Source organism: Gammaproteobacteria bacterium, from assembly GCA_028819075.1.
Classification (GTDB): domain Bacteria; phylum Gemmatimonadota; class Gemmatimonadetes; order Longimicrobiales; family Gaopeijiaceae; genus BD2-11.
The window spans coordinates 1-14,869 of the sequence record JAPPMM010000020.1; the positions used below are offsets into that span (position 1 = coordinate 1).

The window sequence follows — 14,869 nt, forward strand, 5'->3', positions numbered from 1 at the left end:
GTGGCGCCCGTCGGAGGAGACGGTCACGCGGTGGGGCTCGTCGGTCTCGGTGCGGCGGTGGTCCAGCGGGATGGTCCGCAGGATCGTCCCGCTGGACCACCGCCGCAATTCGCGGGAATCGCCTTCCCCTCACGACCCTCTCCACTACGGTCTTCCCAGAGCCGTAAGGCCGTTGTGTCCCCCGGCCTCGAAGGCGTGGCACAGGTCACCGAGATGTTTGTACCCCTTCAGGTGCAAATCCAGTCATGGCCACATTCGCTCCGTCACAACCGACGCCGCTAGTAGCGCTTCACACAGATCTTCGCCAGCACTGGGCGAAATGCCTGCTTCGTTCAACAGACACAACACCGTCAAGAGGTAGCCCGTCTCGAAGAGCGGATACAAGTCCAGACCGCTCGTTCCGGCGTAGCCGTCCATCCCTGGATGTATCACAATGGCACTCCGCGCGCTTACCATAGCCTTGGCCCAAGCGTTGACATCTCCGATTATCTCGCGAAATCTCCGAAACGAATCGTCATCCCTCAAACTGGACTGAAGCGACTGAAGTCCTCTCCCCGAGTACTGTTGATCCCGTGCGAGGACACGCAATGCCCCCACCATCGCGGGCATTCTCTTCGCCGACCGAATGCCGGCCTTGATGCGGGCAAGGGACTCCAATGCCACATAGACATCATTGAACTTGTTTTCGAGATACGCCGACGGGGACCTCCAGCGATTGATGACGCGCAGTATCGGCAACCAATACTTCTCGCAGCAGTTGATCCATCGCACGATGCCTTGCAGCCCGCCGATAGCCTCAAACCCGATAGCTGGCTGCGGTGGGAATCGAGGCGGACGAGGCATACTCGGTTTCCCTCCATCGTCTGTACAGACGGGCACGAAGTGGATCCCCATCGGCCCGGTCGAAGTGAAGAGTAACGCTCCCGATGGGAACGGTGCCGTGAATACTCAGGGCCACCAAGCCATGTATCATTCTCGCCACTTGGAGGATGCCGTTGGAGCCTACCACCGGCCTCGGTACTTCAAAGCGAATCCGGAGAAACGCTGCTTGCTCGACATGAAACCCGAACCGGGAATTGATGGATACCGCGTCATGTCCGAATGACAGGTCGGCGCGCGTTCCGGCTTCGACATACGTGGATGAGGGAGGGGGCTCGAATCTTACCGTCGTCATGTCGCCCCCGGGTTCGCGACCCACCCATCCCTCTCCAATCCAGTGCTGAAGATGCATCTTGGACTTGATCGTAATGCCCGTAGTGCGCAGAGATTCCAGATCTTCAAGAGATTGGAGATCCTCTTCCCAGTTGAAATCTTGGCCTGGAGCAAACGTCAATACTTCTCGGGGTGCGTAATGCTCGCGTGCGTACTGTGGATCAACCCCACTCGTGAAGGTCTTCCGGGATGCATACAGCGCCCAGAAGCTGTAGCCGTCCGATCCGAGGACCGTCGGGATGTCCTGGCCGATGCCGGGCACTGCCGGAGGTCCCCAACGAGAGAAATGGCCATGAATCTTGAGGACTGCACCGCTGCTCTGGTCAAATGTGAGTCTTCCGGGAACGGGATCTCCCGGTGCCGACGGGATGCTCTTCGGCAAGCGCTGCCAGACGTTCTTTGGTATGTGGAACCGACCGTGAACATCTAGCCGATTCGGGTCAAGAGTGGGGCTTGTCATCGCGTTGTTCGTTCCTCCTCCACCCGTGCGCCTCCCCGCGCAATTGGGCGAACGTTGCAGGTCGTCACGAATTGATCCTAGCCTCTCCGCCAGGTTGGGGCTTCTAGCGGGGGTACGGAACGCTCGGGCTCGTGGTGGGGACTCACGTCTGTCGCTGGCGAACAAGATGGGACAAAGATCGACATCCTGCGAACGCTTCGGCGGTACCGGACCGTTCCAACCGACCCGGCGTCATGTCGTCCACTCCGCCGACAGCAACTCCGACTGTTCGAGCACCGTCCGCGTCCTGCTTGTCGGGCGGGTAGCCGTGCTTGCTCAGGATCCGCTTGACGAGCCACCGGAGGTTGGCGCGCACGTTCTCGCGAAGCGTCCAGTCGATCCTGACATTGCTCCGCACGGTCTCGACCAACTCGCGGGCGATGTCGTGGCGGATATCTTCGAGACGCGCCGCGCCAGCGGGAGGAAGCGCGACGACACCACCGGCTTCGTGTCGTGTATGGAGAACCGCGTAAACTCCACCGTCCACAGCTCGCGCTTTCCGCGCGGACCCTCCGCTCCCTGGAGGGTCAGCAGGACGGCGACGAATCCCGCCGGATGGAGCGCCGACAAGATCCGCGAAACCTGGAAGCAGAACATCAGTTGAGGAATTGGGATCATGGACCAACACGCCATCCTGATCGTGCTAGGCCTGTTCGGAGCGATGGCCTCGCCCACCGTTACCCGGGTCGACCTCTATGCTGGCGCGAACAGCTCGCGCTTCGCTACCGAGGACCCCAGTATTGGCGTGACGGCAGGCGTCTCGGCGACATCCTCTTGGGGCCTCCGTCTCGGCGCCTCCTATGCGCGCAGGGGCTATGAAGACAGTGCCTGCCTCGATCCGCCCGATCTCAGCCTGGATCCCGCAGAGATTCCGGCATGCTTCTACAGCCGTCGGCATTTCCAGCGGAGCCAGGACTACATCGACGCGCAGTTGCTGTGGATGGGGGACATCCTGTCGAACGATCGGCTCACCCTGCGTCTTGGGGGCGGCGGGATGCTCGGGTTCGCCGCCGGCTGCTATGAGACCTCGCTCGACAACGCACCGGCACAAGAGTGCAGGACGCGCGACGAGGACTTCATCGCTGGTGTGGTCGCGGGCACCGGCTTGGATATCCGCATGTCGCGTCAGTGGGACCTCACGCTGGACCTCCAATACGGGCATGAGCTGACCAGTGCGTCCTACAGGGAGACTGAGTTCGGCGGTTATCGCATGACGTCCTTGCTCGTCGGCGTAGCCTACCGGAGGTAGACCATGAGCAGAACGGCTCGTCTTGTAGCGGCATCGTGGGGGCCGCCGCCGCCCGACGGGCTCAGAGGCCGTTTTCGGTCGGTGCGGGGGCCTTTCGGGTATTCGACGGGCCATAGGAGCGCCCAGGATCGACGATCTCGGGTCTCCGAGGGTTACCGGTAGGCCGGAAACCGGGCGCTCGGCAGAGCGTGGCGCAGTCCCGAGGAGTGATGAGCCGAGCCGGTCGCCCTCCCTGTCCTCGAGGCTGGCGACGACGAGGCCGAGGGATTTGCCCGCGACCGGTGACCGCCATTTGAGGAAGAGCGTCCATCTGAACCCGCAAGCCGTGTCAGACGCTCGAACAGACGAAGCCCATCGGCCCAGCCCTCCCCTGGAATCGTCGGTCATCGCTCGTCCCTTCCCGGAAACGAAGGAACAATCGGCAGAATCTCGCCGAGGTGGTTCCGATTATCGGCCACGGATCGGATTTTAAGCCGTATATTAGGGGTTGCACCGTAGGCGCCCAAGCTCAGCCCCTTGTCCAGCAGGGGAGTCGAACATGAACACGGTCCAGAGAGGGCCCGACCCGGCAGGAGGAAAGCGAATGTTCGGTCGTCGGCATGATGGCCGAGCGCAGCGTACACCTGTACGGACTGCGACGAAGGCGTACGAAGGCCGAGGCGGCGGTGAACACCCGGAATGACCTCCACGGCAGAGACAGACGATGAGACTGCATCTCGAGGGCGCTTTCGGTTACACGGCCTGCGGGATGCATCATCAGCAGCGACTCAAGCGCGAGCCGCAAGTCACGCAAGACACGGCCAAGGTCACCTGCGGGCTCTGCAAGAGGTCACCGGCTTATCGGAAGCGTATCGCAGAGCAGACGATCCGGGACAGCGGGGGCGGGGTTCCGCCCAGACGGTGACCGCTCGTCCTGTGAACCCGGCACCAGGTTACAATGACGCCATGTCCGCAGAAAGGGAGTTTCGTCGCCATGCCAGCCTTTCGGAGAAATCTCAGTCTATTGGCCACGTGTGCTCGCGCCGCCCTGCTCTTGCTCCTGGCCGTAGCGCCGGCGTCCGCGCAGTCCGGAGGAACCATCAGGGGCACGGTTGTGGACGTGTTCGGGAGCGCCCTGCCGGGTGTCCGGGTGACGGCGACCGGCTCCGGCGTGGACGCAGGAGACCTCACGGATGCGGAAGGGGCCTACGAGTTCACCGGATTGGCACCCGGCGATCTTGTCTTGACCGCCACCCTGTTCGGCTATGCGACCCGGGAGATTCCGGCCACGGTCCGAGCAGGCACGATCGAGACGGTCGATATCGTTCTACAGCCTTTCTTCCAACTCACGCCGATCAGCGTGGTGGCGGAGGAGCCCACGGTATTCGCGCGAAATCTCGTCGCGGAGCCGATGATGAGGCAGCAGTCGAGCATCACGGCCGTGACGTCGGTGATCGACAACCTTCCCGGCGTCTCGGTTCAAGAGGGGGACGCGTACGCCTTTGACGACTGGTCGAGCAACGTAGTCATGCGCGGCTTCCAGTCGACGATCAACGACGTGCAGATCGGCACCACCATCGACGGGTTCCCCAATGGCACGTCGGACTACTGGAGCGGCGCAAAGGCGAACCGGTTCGTCGACCCGATCAACCTTGGCGGCGTTGAGGTGTCGCAGGGGACCGCCGACATCGCCTCGCAGTCGGTCGAGGCGCTGGGCGGGACGCTCAACTTTCTGACCGCCGACCCTGCGGAGGAGGCAAGCCGGACGGCCTCGGTCACGATCGGCGAGAACGAGGGCCAGCGGTTCGCCGCGAGGGTCGAGACCGGGTCGCTGTTCGGCGGCGCGACGCGGGCCTGGGTTGCCGCGATCCGGCAGGAGGCGACCGATTGGATGGAGGGCTCGGCACGGAACGAGCGGGAGCACTTCGCCGCCAAGATCGTGTCTTCGCACGGCAACCTCGATCTGACCGGCTACCTCTCCCACGACGACATCCACGAGGATGTCTACCAGCGGCTCTACAGCAACGCCGACTTCCGGGCCGACCCGCGCTGGGACCGTCTGATCGGCCACTGGCCGGGCGTACCCTATCTGAACCAGTTCTTCCGGCCCGGCTGGCAGACGCGGCGCAAGAACACGCTCACCTACGTGAAGGCCGACTGGTCCGTTAGCGACCTGATCTCGCTCAGTGCGGGCGTGTACGGCCATCGCAACTGGGGGCGGGGCGACTGGCTGCCCCCCTACATCGTCGACGTGGTGGACGACGGAGGCGGACCCGAATCGGAGTTGGCGGGCCGCGTGCCGGTGCGGGGCGGTAGCCAGCTCGGGGTGATCCGGTTCGTGGACGGCAACGGAGTCGCCGTCGGGCCAACGCCGGGATGTAACTCGTCCTACATCTTCAACTACTACGGCTCGGGCGGGCCGGAGGTCGACCCGGCATGCCACCCGGCGGCGAGCGCGGTGCAATCGTACCGCCACAGCCACTACGGGAAGAGCCGCCTCGGCGCGAACGTCGACGGGGAGTGGTCCGTGCTGTTCGGGGGCGGACGGGGCAGCGTGCTGCGCGCGGGCATCTGGTACGAGGACTCGCGACGCGACCTCGGCCGCGACTGGCACCGTATTCTGGACCCTGCAATCAACTTCAAGTGGGACGAGCAGCCCTACTGGCACCAGTACGAGTGGGAGTTTCCGCAAAGCGTCTTCAAGTGGTACGCCGAGGAGACGCTGTACTTCGGCCCGTTCGAGTTGACCGGCGGCATCAAGCAATACTTGGTCTCCGTGTCGCGCGAGGACCGGTTCGGGGTCGACCGGACGCTCGACGTGGGTTCGGACTCGGACGTGCTCCTCTCCGGCGGTCTCACCTACGAGACGCCGGTCGAGGGCTTAGACCTGTTCTTGGGCTACGCCGAGAACTTCAGGGCGATCGGCAGCAACCTGCTCGAAGTGCCGGGCAGGAGTCTTGACCGCCTCGAACCCGAGACCGCTTCGAACGTCGATGTCGGCGTTCAGTACGCGGGCGAGCGGGTCGCCCTGAGCGCCACCGTTTATTCCATCGATTTCGACAACCGGATCTTCTACCTCGGCCCCCAGACGCCCGCGGGTCCCAACTACCTGATCCCCGGAGGCGGGGCGTATTTCAACGCGGGCGGCATCGAGACCAGCGGCATCGAGTTGGCCGCTACCGTAGCGGTGTCGGGTCGGACATCCCTCTACACGGCCCTCACGCTCAACGACTCGAAGTATCTGGGGACCGACGATCCGCTCGTCGACGCCACCCAGGGCATCGTCGCAGGCGACGACGTTACCGGGGTGCCGCCCCGGCTTTGGGTGGTCTCCCTCGACCGCGACGGACCCCTGGGCGGCGGGCTGTCGGCGAAGTACACGTCGGCGCGCCGCGTCAGTCTGACGGCCGACTGGTACACCGACGCCTACTGGACGACGGACGCCTACGTCAGCTTCAGCGGCGAGGCGCTTAGCGACCTGTTCAGGTCGACGGAGTTCTCGATCGTCGCGAACAACCTGCTCGACACCCCGTACCTGTCCGCGATCACCGAGAACGCGGCATGGCTGGGCGCGCCCCGAACCATATCCATGACCGCGACCGTCTCGTTCTGACGGGTGCTCGATTCGCTCCCTTCAGGATGAAGGTAGCGCGGCATCCGTGCAGGGTGGTTGGTACCTCCGCGCTCGACCCGCCGATTGGCCTTCCCGCACGGGATTGCTGGCCCGGAGCGACCCCCGGCGGAGGGTGGGATGAGTGTGCACATCCCGACCCTCCGCGATGCCACCCCAGGCATCGAAAACGGGGGGTCGCTCCGGTCACGGCCTCCGGTTCCGCCGCGGCGCAGCCGCCCCGGAGGCCGTGGTGCAACCATAGGCCGAACAACGGTCTATGCAGGTCACGCACCCGCACGTCCGAATCGCGGTTCCTCGCACATGTACCCCCGTGTCACATGTGCGCCTCCGGATCGGCACCGGCACCCGCCCAACGGCGGTCAAGCCCCGCCCTGCCGCGCCGAGACATGGACTGGTAGCTCTCAAGACACTGGACGCCGAGAGCGGGTAGACGCGCCGCCCCAGCGCCTCGATCCGGTCCCGCAGCGAAGCTGAATCGTCGACCGCCGCCCGTCCATTCCCGGAAATGAGGGTATCATCGCCGAAATCTCGCCGCCAAGGACCGATTTCTCGCCCATGCATCGGAGTCCGCACCGTATTTTAAATGGTTACAGACCAAGAACGGCCAACCCAGCCCCCTGTCCAACTGGGAATCGGGCATGAGTCCGCCATCAGAGCTACCGTGATCACCATGACTCGACACCGAGCGGTCATCCGGGCGTGATGCTCGACGCGCCGGGCTACCTGCACGTGTTCGGGCTCTTCGGTTTTGCGTGGCCTCGCCTGCGCTCCAGCCTGCCGAAGCCCTCCCCGTTCTGGCTCAGCCCGTCCCGCGCCCTCGGCAAGAACGTTGTGGGCGGCGGCCTGGGCCTCTCCATCGCCGGCCTGACCGTGGAGGGCCGCTACGCGCTCGACAGGCGCTGGCCCCAGGGGAGCCGCTCGACCATGGGCATCTTCGTGGGATCGACGTTCTGAGGCAGCGGTGTTCCGGAGACCCATTCTAGCCCCGAAAAGCGAGAACACCGATCATGGCCCGTATTTTCATCATCCTCGCCATCGTCCTCACAACCGCGCCCGCCTGCTCCTTCGTGCTGGTGAACGGCCCGTCGCCGTCGCGGCGGCCCGCCGATCCGGTTTTCTGCACGGAGAGTCGCTTCGTTCCCATCCTGGACACCTTTCTGGCCGCGGCCAGCGCGGGGATCGCCGTTGGCATCGTCGGGGCCGTTGTGACCGGCGAGGTGGACGCCGGCGACTATGGAGAGGGCCTGCTTGGGGCCGGCCTGGGCACGCTTGCATTCGGCACCGGCGCGGCCATCCACACCGTCTCCGCAATCGTCGGCTACCGGCGTGTCGGCAGGTGCCGCGAAGCCATACGGAACAGGGCTCCCGCCGAAGCCTTCCAGCTGACCCCGTCCGATCCGGACGCCACCCCTCCGGGCCTTTTCAGGATCATGGGCGACCAGGTGCACCCGGGGGCACCGGCGGGCGGGGCATTGGCTCCCGTGACTTCCGAAGGAGGATACGCCGCATGGACATCGTCGTAGCGTTGCTGGTTGTCGGTCTGGTCATCCTCTGGGTCCGGAAGTCCACGGCGGACGCAGCCGAGCTGAGGCGGCGGGAAGACCTCTTCGCGGCCCGACGCACCCGGCGGCGTCCCGCGCCCGCCCGGGACGAGGACGTGCTCGACTGCGGGGGCATCTGGGCGCGCCATCCTCTGGAGCCGGATCTGGGCTGGATGGTCGCCACCACGGCGACGTGGGCGCTCCGGTCCGGGGACCGGCTGTGCGTCACGCGCAAGGACGGGTCGGAGTCGCTTGAGACCGTCGAGCGGGTGGTGCTTGAGCTGAGGGAGCCGGACGGGGGCGTGGTGGGGCACCTGGTGGAGGTGGAAAATGCGTAAGACGCGGTCTACACGATGGACGATCCCGACCCTGCTGCTCGTCTGGGGCTGCACGGACGGTCCGGCCACGGTGGCGGCGCCCGTCGCCAGCTCCGCGTCCGTCGGCGTGGAGGAACTTCCTGCCGCCTCGATCACGGGCGCCTCGATTACTGTGTCGGACTCGACGCCCGCCGTGGGCGACACGCTGACCCTCACCGCCACGGCCGCCGGCACCTTCGACAGCCTGTTCACGTGGTGGGGCACGACGGGAGCCGGGGCCTTTGCGGGGACCGGCTCGGGGCATGCGACCTACGTTCCCGTGGCCGCCGATGCCGGGGCCACCGTGGTCTTCGGCTCGGTCGTGGTCGTATTCGGCGACAGCACCACGGCCCGCGCCGGCACCGCAGCCGGACGCGCTCCCACGACCACGGTCCGGGTGGGCGAGCTTGCGCCGCCCATGGTCGCCGACACGATCCCGACCCACGACGTGGTGGTGGACAGCATGCTGGCCCTCGACGTATCGCCGTACTTCGGGGGCGGCGGATTCACCTACGAGGCCTCCACGTCCGACGAGGCGGTGGCCGTGGTGTCCGTGGACGGGAGCACGGTGACCACGACGGGCGTCGGCGCCGCCGAGGACAGCATCAGCGTGGCATGGCTTTCGGTCACCGCCTCGAACGGGAGCAGCGAGTCGGCAACGCAGGACTCGATCAGGGTCCGGGTGCACCTGGAGCCGTACGACACGGCGCCGGGGATCACGGTGACGGAGGACGGCAACCTCGTGGTGGACCTGGGCGGCACGACCCTCACGATCGGCATCTGTCTCCGGGCCAACAACTTGGCGGGCTACACGGTGCACTGGTCGGAATGGCAGCGCGCCGTCAGCGGCGGATGGCTCACCGTGCAGGACAACGAGAAGGTGAACACGCTGCCGGGCGAGGGGAACTCGATCTGTCACATCAGGATCGCGGATGACCGCTTCCCGCCCGGCACCTATCGGCTGGTCGGGCACGTGCAGTCCGGGGAGGAAATCGGCTTCTATCAGACGCCGTCGATCGAGAAGAAGGCGGCGGGTGGCTAGCAGGGCACCGGCGGGCCGGGGCCTTCTCCTCCTGCTGGCCTTCCTGGCGCCCGGCTGCGACTGGATCGACGATCTCACGGGGCCGTCGGTTCCGGACGTGGCGGGCACGTACAGCGGCCCGCTGATCTTCTCGGCGACCATGGCCGAGGGAGGCGAGACGCTGACGTTCACGGCGAACGGGACCATGACGGCGGAGGTGGGGCAGGACGGCGACAAGGTCGGCATCGGGGGGTCGTTCACGATCGAAGGCGACACGGTGGCGATCGAGGCGGTCCCCGGGACCATTGACGGGGACGGGCAATGGATGCAGGACGCCGGGACGGACGGGGGCTTCATCGTCGACGACGGCTGCGATCGCACCGTGGACTCGGCGATTTGGTTCTGGCCCGAGCGGAAGCAGCTCGTGATGGAGATGGGCGGGTCTTCGGACGCGCCGACCATGGAGTGTCCGGACGTGACGTTTTCGGCGAGGCTGGAGCGGGGCTAGAATGATGGAATTGCAGGAGATCGTCGAACGGACCCGGGCCGGTGAGAAGGTCGGAATAACGGTAAGGCAGCTTCTGCGCCTGTTCGGTAGCAAGGGGCGCGGATGGCGCGTCGTGGGGCGCATCGAGAAGGAGCTTCAGGAACTCGGTTTGGGCACCGAGCCGAGTTTCGAGCCGCCGACAAAACTTGACGCGACGGTGTGGTTTGTGGTTCGGCCGACCGAGGCGGAGATCGCCACGGTCCTCGACGAGTACACAAGGGAGACGGGGCATCTGCCTGGTAGCAAGCGGCTGACTCCCAAGAAGGACGACCCACCGTCACCGCCCTCGTTCTCGGCAGTGGACGTCGAAACGGCGAACCCTAGCCGCGACAGCATCTGTCAGGTCGGAATCGTCAACGTCCGGGACGGCCAGATAGTGGACGAATGGACCACGCTGGTAGACCCTGAAACGTGGTTCGATGACTGGAACGTCGATATCCATGGGATCGACGAAGAGGATGTGGTAGGCAGTCCGACGATGCCCGAACTGGAGGCCGAGATCCGTCAACGCCTACAGGGTCACGTCGTGACCCATTCGGCCTTCGACCGGGTGGCGTTCCAGCGCGCGTTCGAGCGCTACGGGCTTGCCACCCTGTCCGGTTTGTGGGTCGACACCGCACGCGTCGTGCGGCGGGCGTGGCGGGACCGTTTCGGCAAGAAGGGATACGGCCTATGGAACGTCGCCGAGTTCCTCGGGATCGAGTTTGAGCACCATGACGCACTTGAGGATGCGCGCGCGTGTGCCCGGATCATGCTTCGCGCCTGTCAGGACACGGGCTTGAGCCTAGAGGATTGGCCGAAGAGGGTCAGGCAGCCGATCTTTCCCAGCGCGCATGGCCCCGGTCCCGCCCCCGGCTATCGCAGCCGGGAAGGAAACCCGGACGGGCCGCTGCACGGGGAAGTCATCGTGTTCACGGGGACGCTTTTGCGCCCGCGCAGCGAGCTTGTCGACAAGGCGGTCGAGTGGGGTTGCGACTACAGGAATCGGATGTCCGGGAGGGTCACCATTCTGGTTGTGGGCACACAGGACGAGCGCAAGTTGCGCGGTCGCAAGAAGAGCACAAAGCAGCGCGACGCCGAGGCGCTCATCACCAAGGGCCACGAGCTGCGCATCATCACCGAAGAGGACTTCTGGCAGCTCACGGAGTAGGCAGCGGGTCGCATCAGGGCATGGGGGAGGGTTCGGACCCCGAGGCGCGCTTGCCCAAAAAAAATCTCCCCACAGCTTTTTCAGGATACCCCAATGAAAGCGAACCCGATGATCCGTTCCTTGGCCGTCCTGCTCGCCCTCCTCGCGTCCTCCTGCCTCTGCGGCGACCCCGCGGACCCGGCCGGGATCGACCTGGATCAGCCGCCTTCCCCGACCGCCATCAGCTCGAGATGAGATGACGCGACGAACGCCCACCGCGGTCCTCGCCGTGCTGCTGCTGCTCGGCTGCGAACAGTCCGCGCTCGTGGTGCCCGCCGCGCCCGCCACGAGCGCGCCCGCCTCCGTCTTCGAGGCGACTGCCGCCGCCTCCATCACGAGCGCAGCCGTCTCCGCCTCCGATCCCGCGCCCGCCTTCGGGGACACGATCGAGCTTTCGGTGGAGGTGGAGGGCGCCTGGGACCGCATCACCTACGCCTGGGCCACCACGGGCGCCGGCACCTTCACGAACACGGACTCGTCCGTCGCGACCTACGTGGTCGCCGCGGCCGACGTCGGCGAGACCCTCGTCTTCGGGGCCATCGTCGCGGCCTTCGGGACGGGTGACGCCGCCGAGGCCGGGACGGCCGCCGCCCGCGCACCCACGACGACCGCCGCCGTGCCCGCCCTCGAGCTTCCGTGGGAGATGCCGGAGGGCGCGGTGTTCGACTGGGGGACGGTCTGGCTCACGCCCGACATCATCACGCAAGACGACCCGACGGCGCTCGACAGCCTGCGCTACACCGGCCGGGGGGCTCGCTGGTTCTTCGATCCGCGCACCGATCCGCGCGCGTGGAGGGAGGACCTAAACACCTACCTGTTCGACGCGCACTTCGGCGACCATGTCATGGAGGTTCAGGCCCATCCAGCCTACGGATCGGCCGAGGCCGCCGAAGCCATGGCTGCCTACTACGCAGCCGTGATAGGTCGGCTTCCGCAGGGGATCCGGAGCGGCGGCAGCGAAATCGAGATCGCACCGTTGGAGGATGGCGGCTACGCCGGCGGCGCTCCCTGCGGGGGCATCTTCCACGCTGCGTGGCCGCCCGCCCGGGGGCCGGCGCCCTATGACGAGGAGGTTGCGTTCCACGAGGGGGGCCACGTCTCGCTCGACGACTGCAACTGGCCGGAGGAAGGCACCCTCCGGCGGCACAGCCGGTCGCCCGGCTGGCTTGCGGCCCAGGAGGCCGACAGCCTTTTCATCTCGCCGTACGCCCGGGACTGGCCGAACCGGGAGGACCTGGCCGAGACCGTCCTGCCGTGGTTCGCGGTCCGCTGCGTGCCCGAACGGGTGGACCGGTTCTATCGCTACGCCGTCGAGAGGTACATCCCGCACCGGCTGGCGTATCTGGACTCGAGGCTGGACACGGCGCCGTTCGAGTGCTCGAGCAGTAGGCCCTGACACGGCGTTGCAGCGGAGTCGACCGGCGATCGCCCGCCTTCCGCCGCCTTCCGCCGGATCCGGCCGCAACCATCGGGTTTCGCCCGCATCCCTCACAATCCCGACTCCTCTTGCCCCTCCGGCCTCCTGTACGACACCGCCAGCGTGGCCGCTGCGGCGCGCTTCGCCTCCTCGCCCCTCCGGTCGTAGATCCGCGTCGTGTCCGTCCACGCGTGCCCCATGCAGTCGGCCACCACCGCTAGGTCGTTCCCCGCGGCCAGCGGGTGCGTCGCGAACGATCTCCGGAGCGCGTGCGGCGTTACGCCCCCGAGCCCCGCCTGGTCCGCACGGCTCCGGAGCCGCGAGATCCTCCAGCAGGCCCGATGTCCGCCCTGCCCTTACCCCTCGGGAACCCGAGATCGTCAAGTCTGCGCGATCCCAAGGCCCTTGGATTCCGCGAAATGCCTCCCAAACACCTCGAAACGGGTCCTCCGAGCCCCGTCGCGGAGTCAATCAGGTCCCGCTGCCCGCGCCCCCGGCCGCCAGATACGCCGACCAGTCCTGCATGACCTGGCGCCGGCGCTCGAACAGGTCGCTCCTGAAGTACGCTCCCTCGACCCCGCCGACCTTGTGCGCCAGCGCCGCCTCGGCGACCGTGCGGTCCACGCCCGTCTCCGCGGCCCAGTCGCGGAATGAACTCCGCAGCCCGTGCACCGTGCTGGGGATCCCGAGGTCCCGAAACGCCCCCGCCACCTGAGGGCTCCGCAGCTCCCGTCCCTTGAAGCTGGGGAAGATCAACCCCGACCCGTTCTCGATCTCCCGGGCCTCCTCCAGCACCGCCAGCGCGCCCGTCGAAAGGGGCACCCGGTGCTCCCGCCCGGTCTTCATGCGCTCGGCGGGCACCGTCCACGTCGCGCGGTCCCGGTCGATCTCCGGCCAGCGCGCCCTCCGCGCCTCGCCGCTCCTCGTCGCCGTCAGGGCCACGAACTCCAGACACAGCCGGATGCCCAACCACGCGTCCGATTCCCGGACCGCCTCAAGCGCCGTCCCTACCTCGGCATGAGGAAGGGCCCGGAAGTGCGTCCGGTGGCGCGTGCCCCGCGGCAGCGCCGCCGCGATGGCGTCGCCCGCCGGGTTGTCCTCCCGGTAGCCCCTGGCCACCGCCCACTTCATCACCGCGCCGATGCGCCGGCGCACCCGCGCCGCCGTGGGCCGCTTCTCGTTCCAGATCGGCGCCAGACAGGCCAGCACGTCGGCGGTCGTGATCTCGCCCACCCGCTTGCGCCCCAGCTTCGGGAAGACGTAGTCCCGAAGACACTGCCGCCACTGCTTCTCGCTGGCGTCGCCCTTCCAGTTCTTCGCGTGGAGCGCGATCACCTTCTCGGCCGCCCGCTCGAACGTCGGCATGCCGCCGCTGCGCGGATCCATGCCCTTCTGGATGGCGCGCCGATTCTCGAGCGCCTTCGCCCGCGCCTCGGCCAGCGTCACGACCGGATAGGGACCCAGGCCGACGTTGAAGGGCCTGCCGCCGATCCGCATCCGTTGCGCCCAGGTCTTCGACAGCCTTCCTGAGGCGGTGGGCTTGACCAGCAGCGAGAGCCCGTATCCGCCGCGACCGTCCCCGTACCGCCCCGGTCGCTTGACGGTCCGAACGAACGCGGCGCTCAGGCGTTTGGGTCGCGTCATGCTGTGCTCTCCCGTCGATTCTGGTTATCACCATAGGTTATCACTAATAGAACAAGACTACACGAAATCACCTGAACGGTCAATGGATGTACAACACAAGTGATAGCAACATGTTATCCTGCATTACGAGACGCTGTGGAACCTTTCTGAACCCCTATGGTGCGGTGGAATCGTGCGCGTCCTCCGGCCCACGCTCAGCATCGACCCGTCCTTCGCGTGGACCATCGCCACCACAGCGGCATCGTACGCCATGCGCCGCGACGTTTCCGCGGAAACGCGAATCCCGTCCAGATCCGAACGTCCGGGCTCGCCTTCCTCGGCCAGCGTTGCCGCGTCGCAATGCACCATGACCTGGTAGCGCTCCGCCCGAGTGCCGGACTCGGCGTGACGCTCCGAATCCGAACCAGCCGTCGATCCATCGTCTGGCGTCGCACTCGGCTCGCCGCCCCCGAAGCCCGCGGCCAGCGCGCGCTCCGCAATCAGCCCCACGGCGTCCGCCCGGCGGTGCTTCGGTTTCGGGCGGGGGTCATCGGGACCAGGATCGCGGGTCGCCGGGCCTCCTCCATTGCTTCCGGCATCCT

At 66.5% G+C, this 14,869-nt stretch carries 15 protein-coding genes and 1 pseudogene; 10 read left to right on the forward strand and 6 right to left on the reverse strand.

The annotated features are described in order from the left end of the window. Positions 1-243 precede the first annotated feature (243 nt). The 3 genes and pseudogenes from OXU32_05290 to OXU32_05300 form a co-directional block, all read right to left on the reverse strand. A complete protein-coding gene (locus tag OXU32_05290) occupies positions 244-738 on the reverse strand; it encodes a hypothetical protein (GenBank protein ID MDE0073383.1) in 495 nt (164 codons plus the stop codon). Between the two features lie 58 nt (positions 739-796). After that, the gene (locus tag OXU32_05295; GenBank protein MDE0073384.1) at positions 797-1,672 is read right to left on the reverse strand and encodes a hypothetical protein; all 876 of its coding nucleotides are present in this window, start codon (positions 1,670-1,672) and stop codon (positions 797-799) included. A gap of 231 nt (positions 1,673-1,903) precedes the next feature. Further along, positions 1,904-2,093: pseudogene (locus tag OXU32_05300) on the reverse strand (DUF3387 domain-containing protein). Between the two features lie 234 nt (positions 2,094-2,327). On the opposite strand from OXU32_05300, the gene OXU32_05305 reads away from it, so the two are divergent. The 10 genes from OXU32_05305 (at position 2,328) to OXU32_05350 (ending at position 12,623) form a co-directional block, all read left to right on the forward strand. Then, positions 2,328-2,960: an outer membrane beta-barrel protein gene (locus OXU32_05305; protein ID MDE0073385.1), complete on the forward strand. Its 633-nt coding sequence runs from the start codon at positions 2,328-2,330 to the stop codon at positions 2,958-2,960. Positions 2,961-3,963: 1,003 nt separating this feature from the next. Then, positions 3,964-6,552: a TonB-dependent receptor gene (locus OXU32_05310; GenBank protein ID MDE0073386.1), complete on the forward strand. Its 2,589-nt coding sequence runs from the start codon at positions 3,964-3,966 to the stop codon at positions 6,550-6,552. 720 nt (positions 6,553-7,272) lie between these two features. Continuing rightward, positions 7,273-7,527 carry a hypothetical protein gene (locus OXU32_05315; GenBank protein MDE0073387.1) on the forward strand — a complete coding sequence of 85 codons (255 nt, stop codon included), beginning with the start codon at positions 7,273-7,275 and terminating at the stop codon, positions 7,525-7,527. Between the two features lie 53 nt (positions 7,528-7,580). Beyond that, positions 7,581-8,096, forward strand: coding sequence for a hypothetical protein (locus tag OXU32_05320; GenBank protein ID MDE0073388.1), 516 nt, complete (start codon positions 7,581-7,583; stop codon positions 8,094-8,096). Beyond that, positions 8,081-8,452 carry a hypothetical protein gene (locus OXU32_05325; GenBank protein MDE0073389.1) on the forward strand — a complete coding sequence of 124 codons (372 nt, stop codon included), beginning with the start codon at positions 8,081-8,083 and terminating at the stop codon, positions 8,450-8,452. Before OXU32_05320 ends, OXU32_05325 begins: the two co-directional genes overlap by 16 nt. Continuing rightward, entirely contained in the window at positions 8,445-9,512 is a 1,068-nt protein-coding gene (locus tag OXU32_05330) for a hypothetical protein (GenBank protein MDE0073390.1), read from the forward strand. Before OXU32_05325 ends, OXU32_05330 begins: the two co-directional genes overlap by 8 nt. Continuing rightward, positions 9,505-9,999, forward strand: a complete 495-nt coding sequence (locus OXU32_05335; GenBank protein ID MDE0073391.1) for a hypothetical protein — start codon at positions 9,505-9,507, stop codon at positions 9,997-9,999. The genes OXU32_05330 and OXU32_05335 overlap by 8 nt, the downstream gene beginning before the upstream one ends. A gap of 112 nt (positions 10,000-10,111) precedes the next feature. Then, entirely contained in the window at positions 10,112-11,188 is a 1,077-nt protein-coding gene (locus OXU32_05340) for an exonuclease domain-containing protein (GenBank protein MDE0073392.1), read from the forward strand. Positions 11,189-11,281: 93 nt separating this feature from the next. Then, complete coding sequence (locus OXU32_05345) at positions 11,282-11,422, forward strand: hypothetical protein (protein ID MDE0073393.1); 141 nt, start codon at positions 11,282-11,284, stop codon at positions 11,420-11,422. A gap of 1 nt (position 11,423) precedes the next feature. Next, positions 11,424-12,623: a hypothetical protein gene (locus tag OXU32_05350; protein ID MDE0073394.1), complete on the forward strand. Its 1,200-nt coding sequence runs from the start codon at positions 11,424-11,426 to the stop codon at positions 12,621-12,623. A 92-nt stretch (positions 12,624-12,715) separates the two neighbouring features. Here OXU32_05350 and OXU32_05355 read toward each other — a convergent pair whose 3' ends face one another. The 3 genes from OXU32_05355 to OXU32_05365 form a co-directional block, all read right to left on the reverse strand. Continuing rightward, positions 12,716-12,970, reverse strand: coding sequence for a site-specific integrase (locus OXU32_05355; protein ID MDE0073395.1), 255 nt, complete (start codon positions 12,968-12,970; stop codon positions 12,716-12,718). Between the two features lie 145 nt (positions 12,971-13,115). Further along, positions 13,116-14,288 carry a tyrosine-type recombinase/integrase gene (locus OXU32_05360; protein MDE0073396.1) on the reverse strand — a complete coding sequence of 391 codons (1,173 nt, stop codon included), beginning with the start codon at positions 14,286-14,288 and terminating at the stop codon, positions 13,116-13,118. 123 nt (positions 14,289-14,411) lie between these two features. After that, on the reverse strand, positions 14,412-14,869 hold a 458-nt coding region (locus tag OXU32_05365; GenBank protein ID MDE0073397.1), incomplete at its 5' end, for a DUF222 domain-containing protein.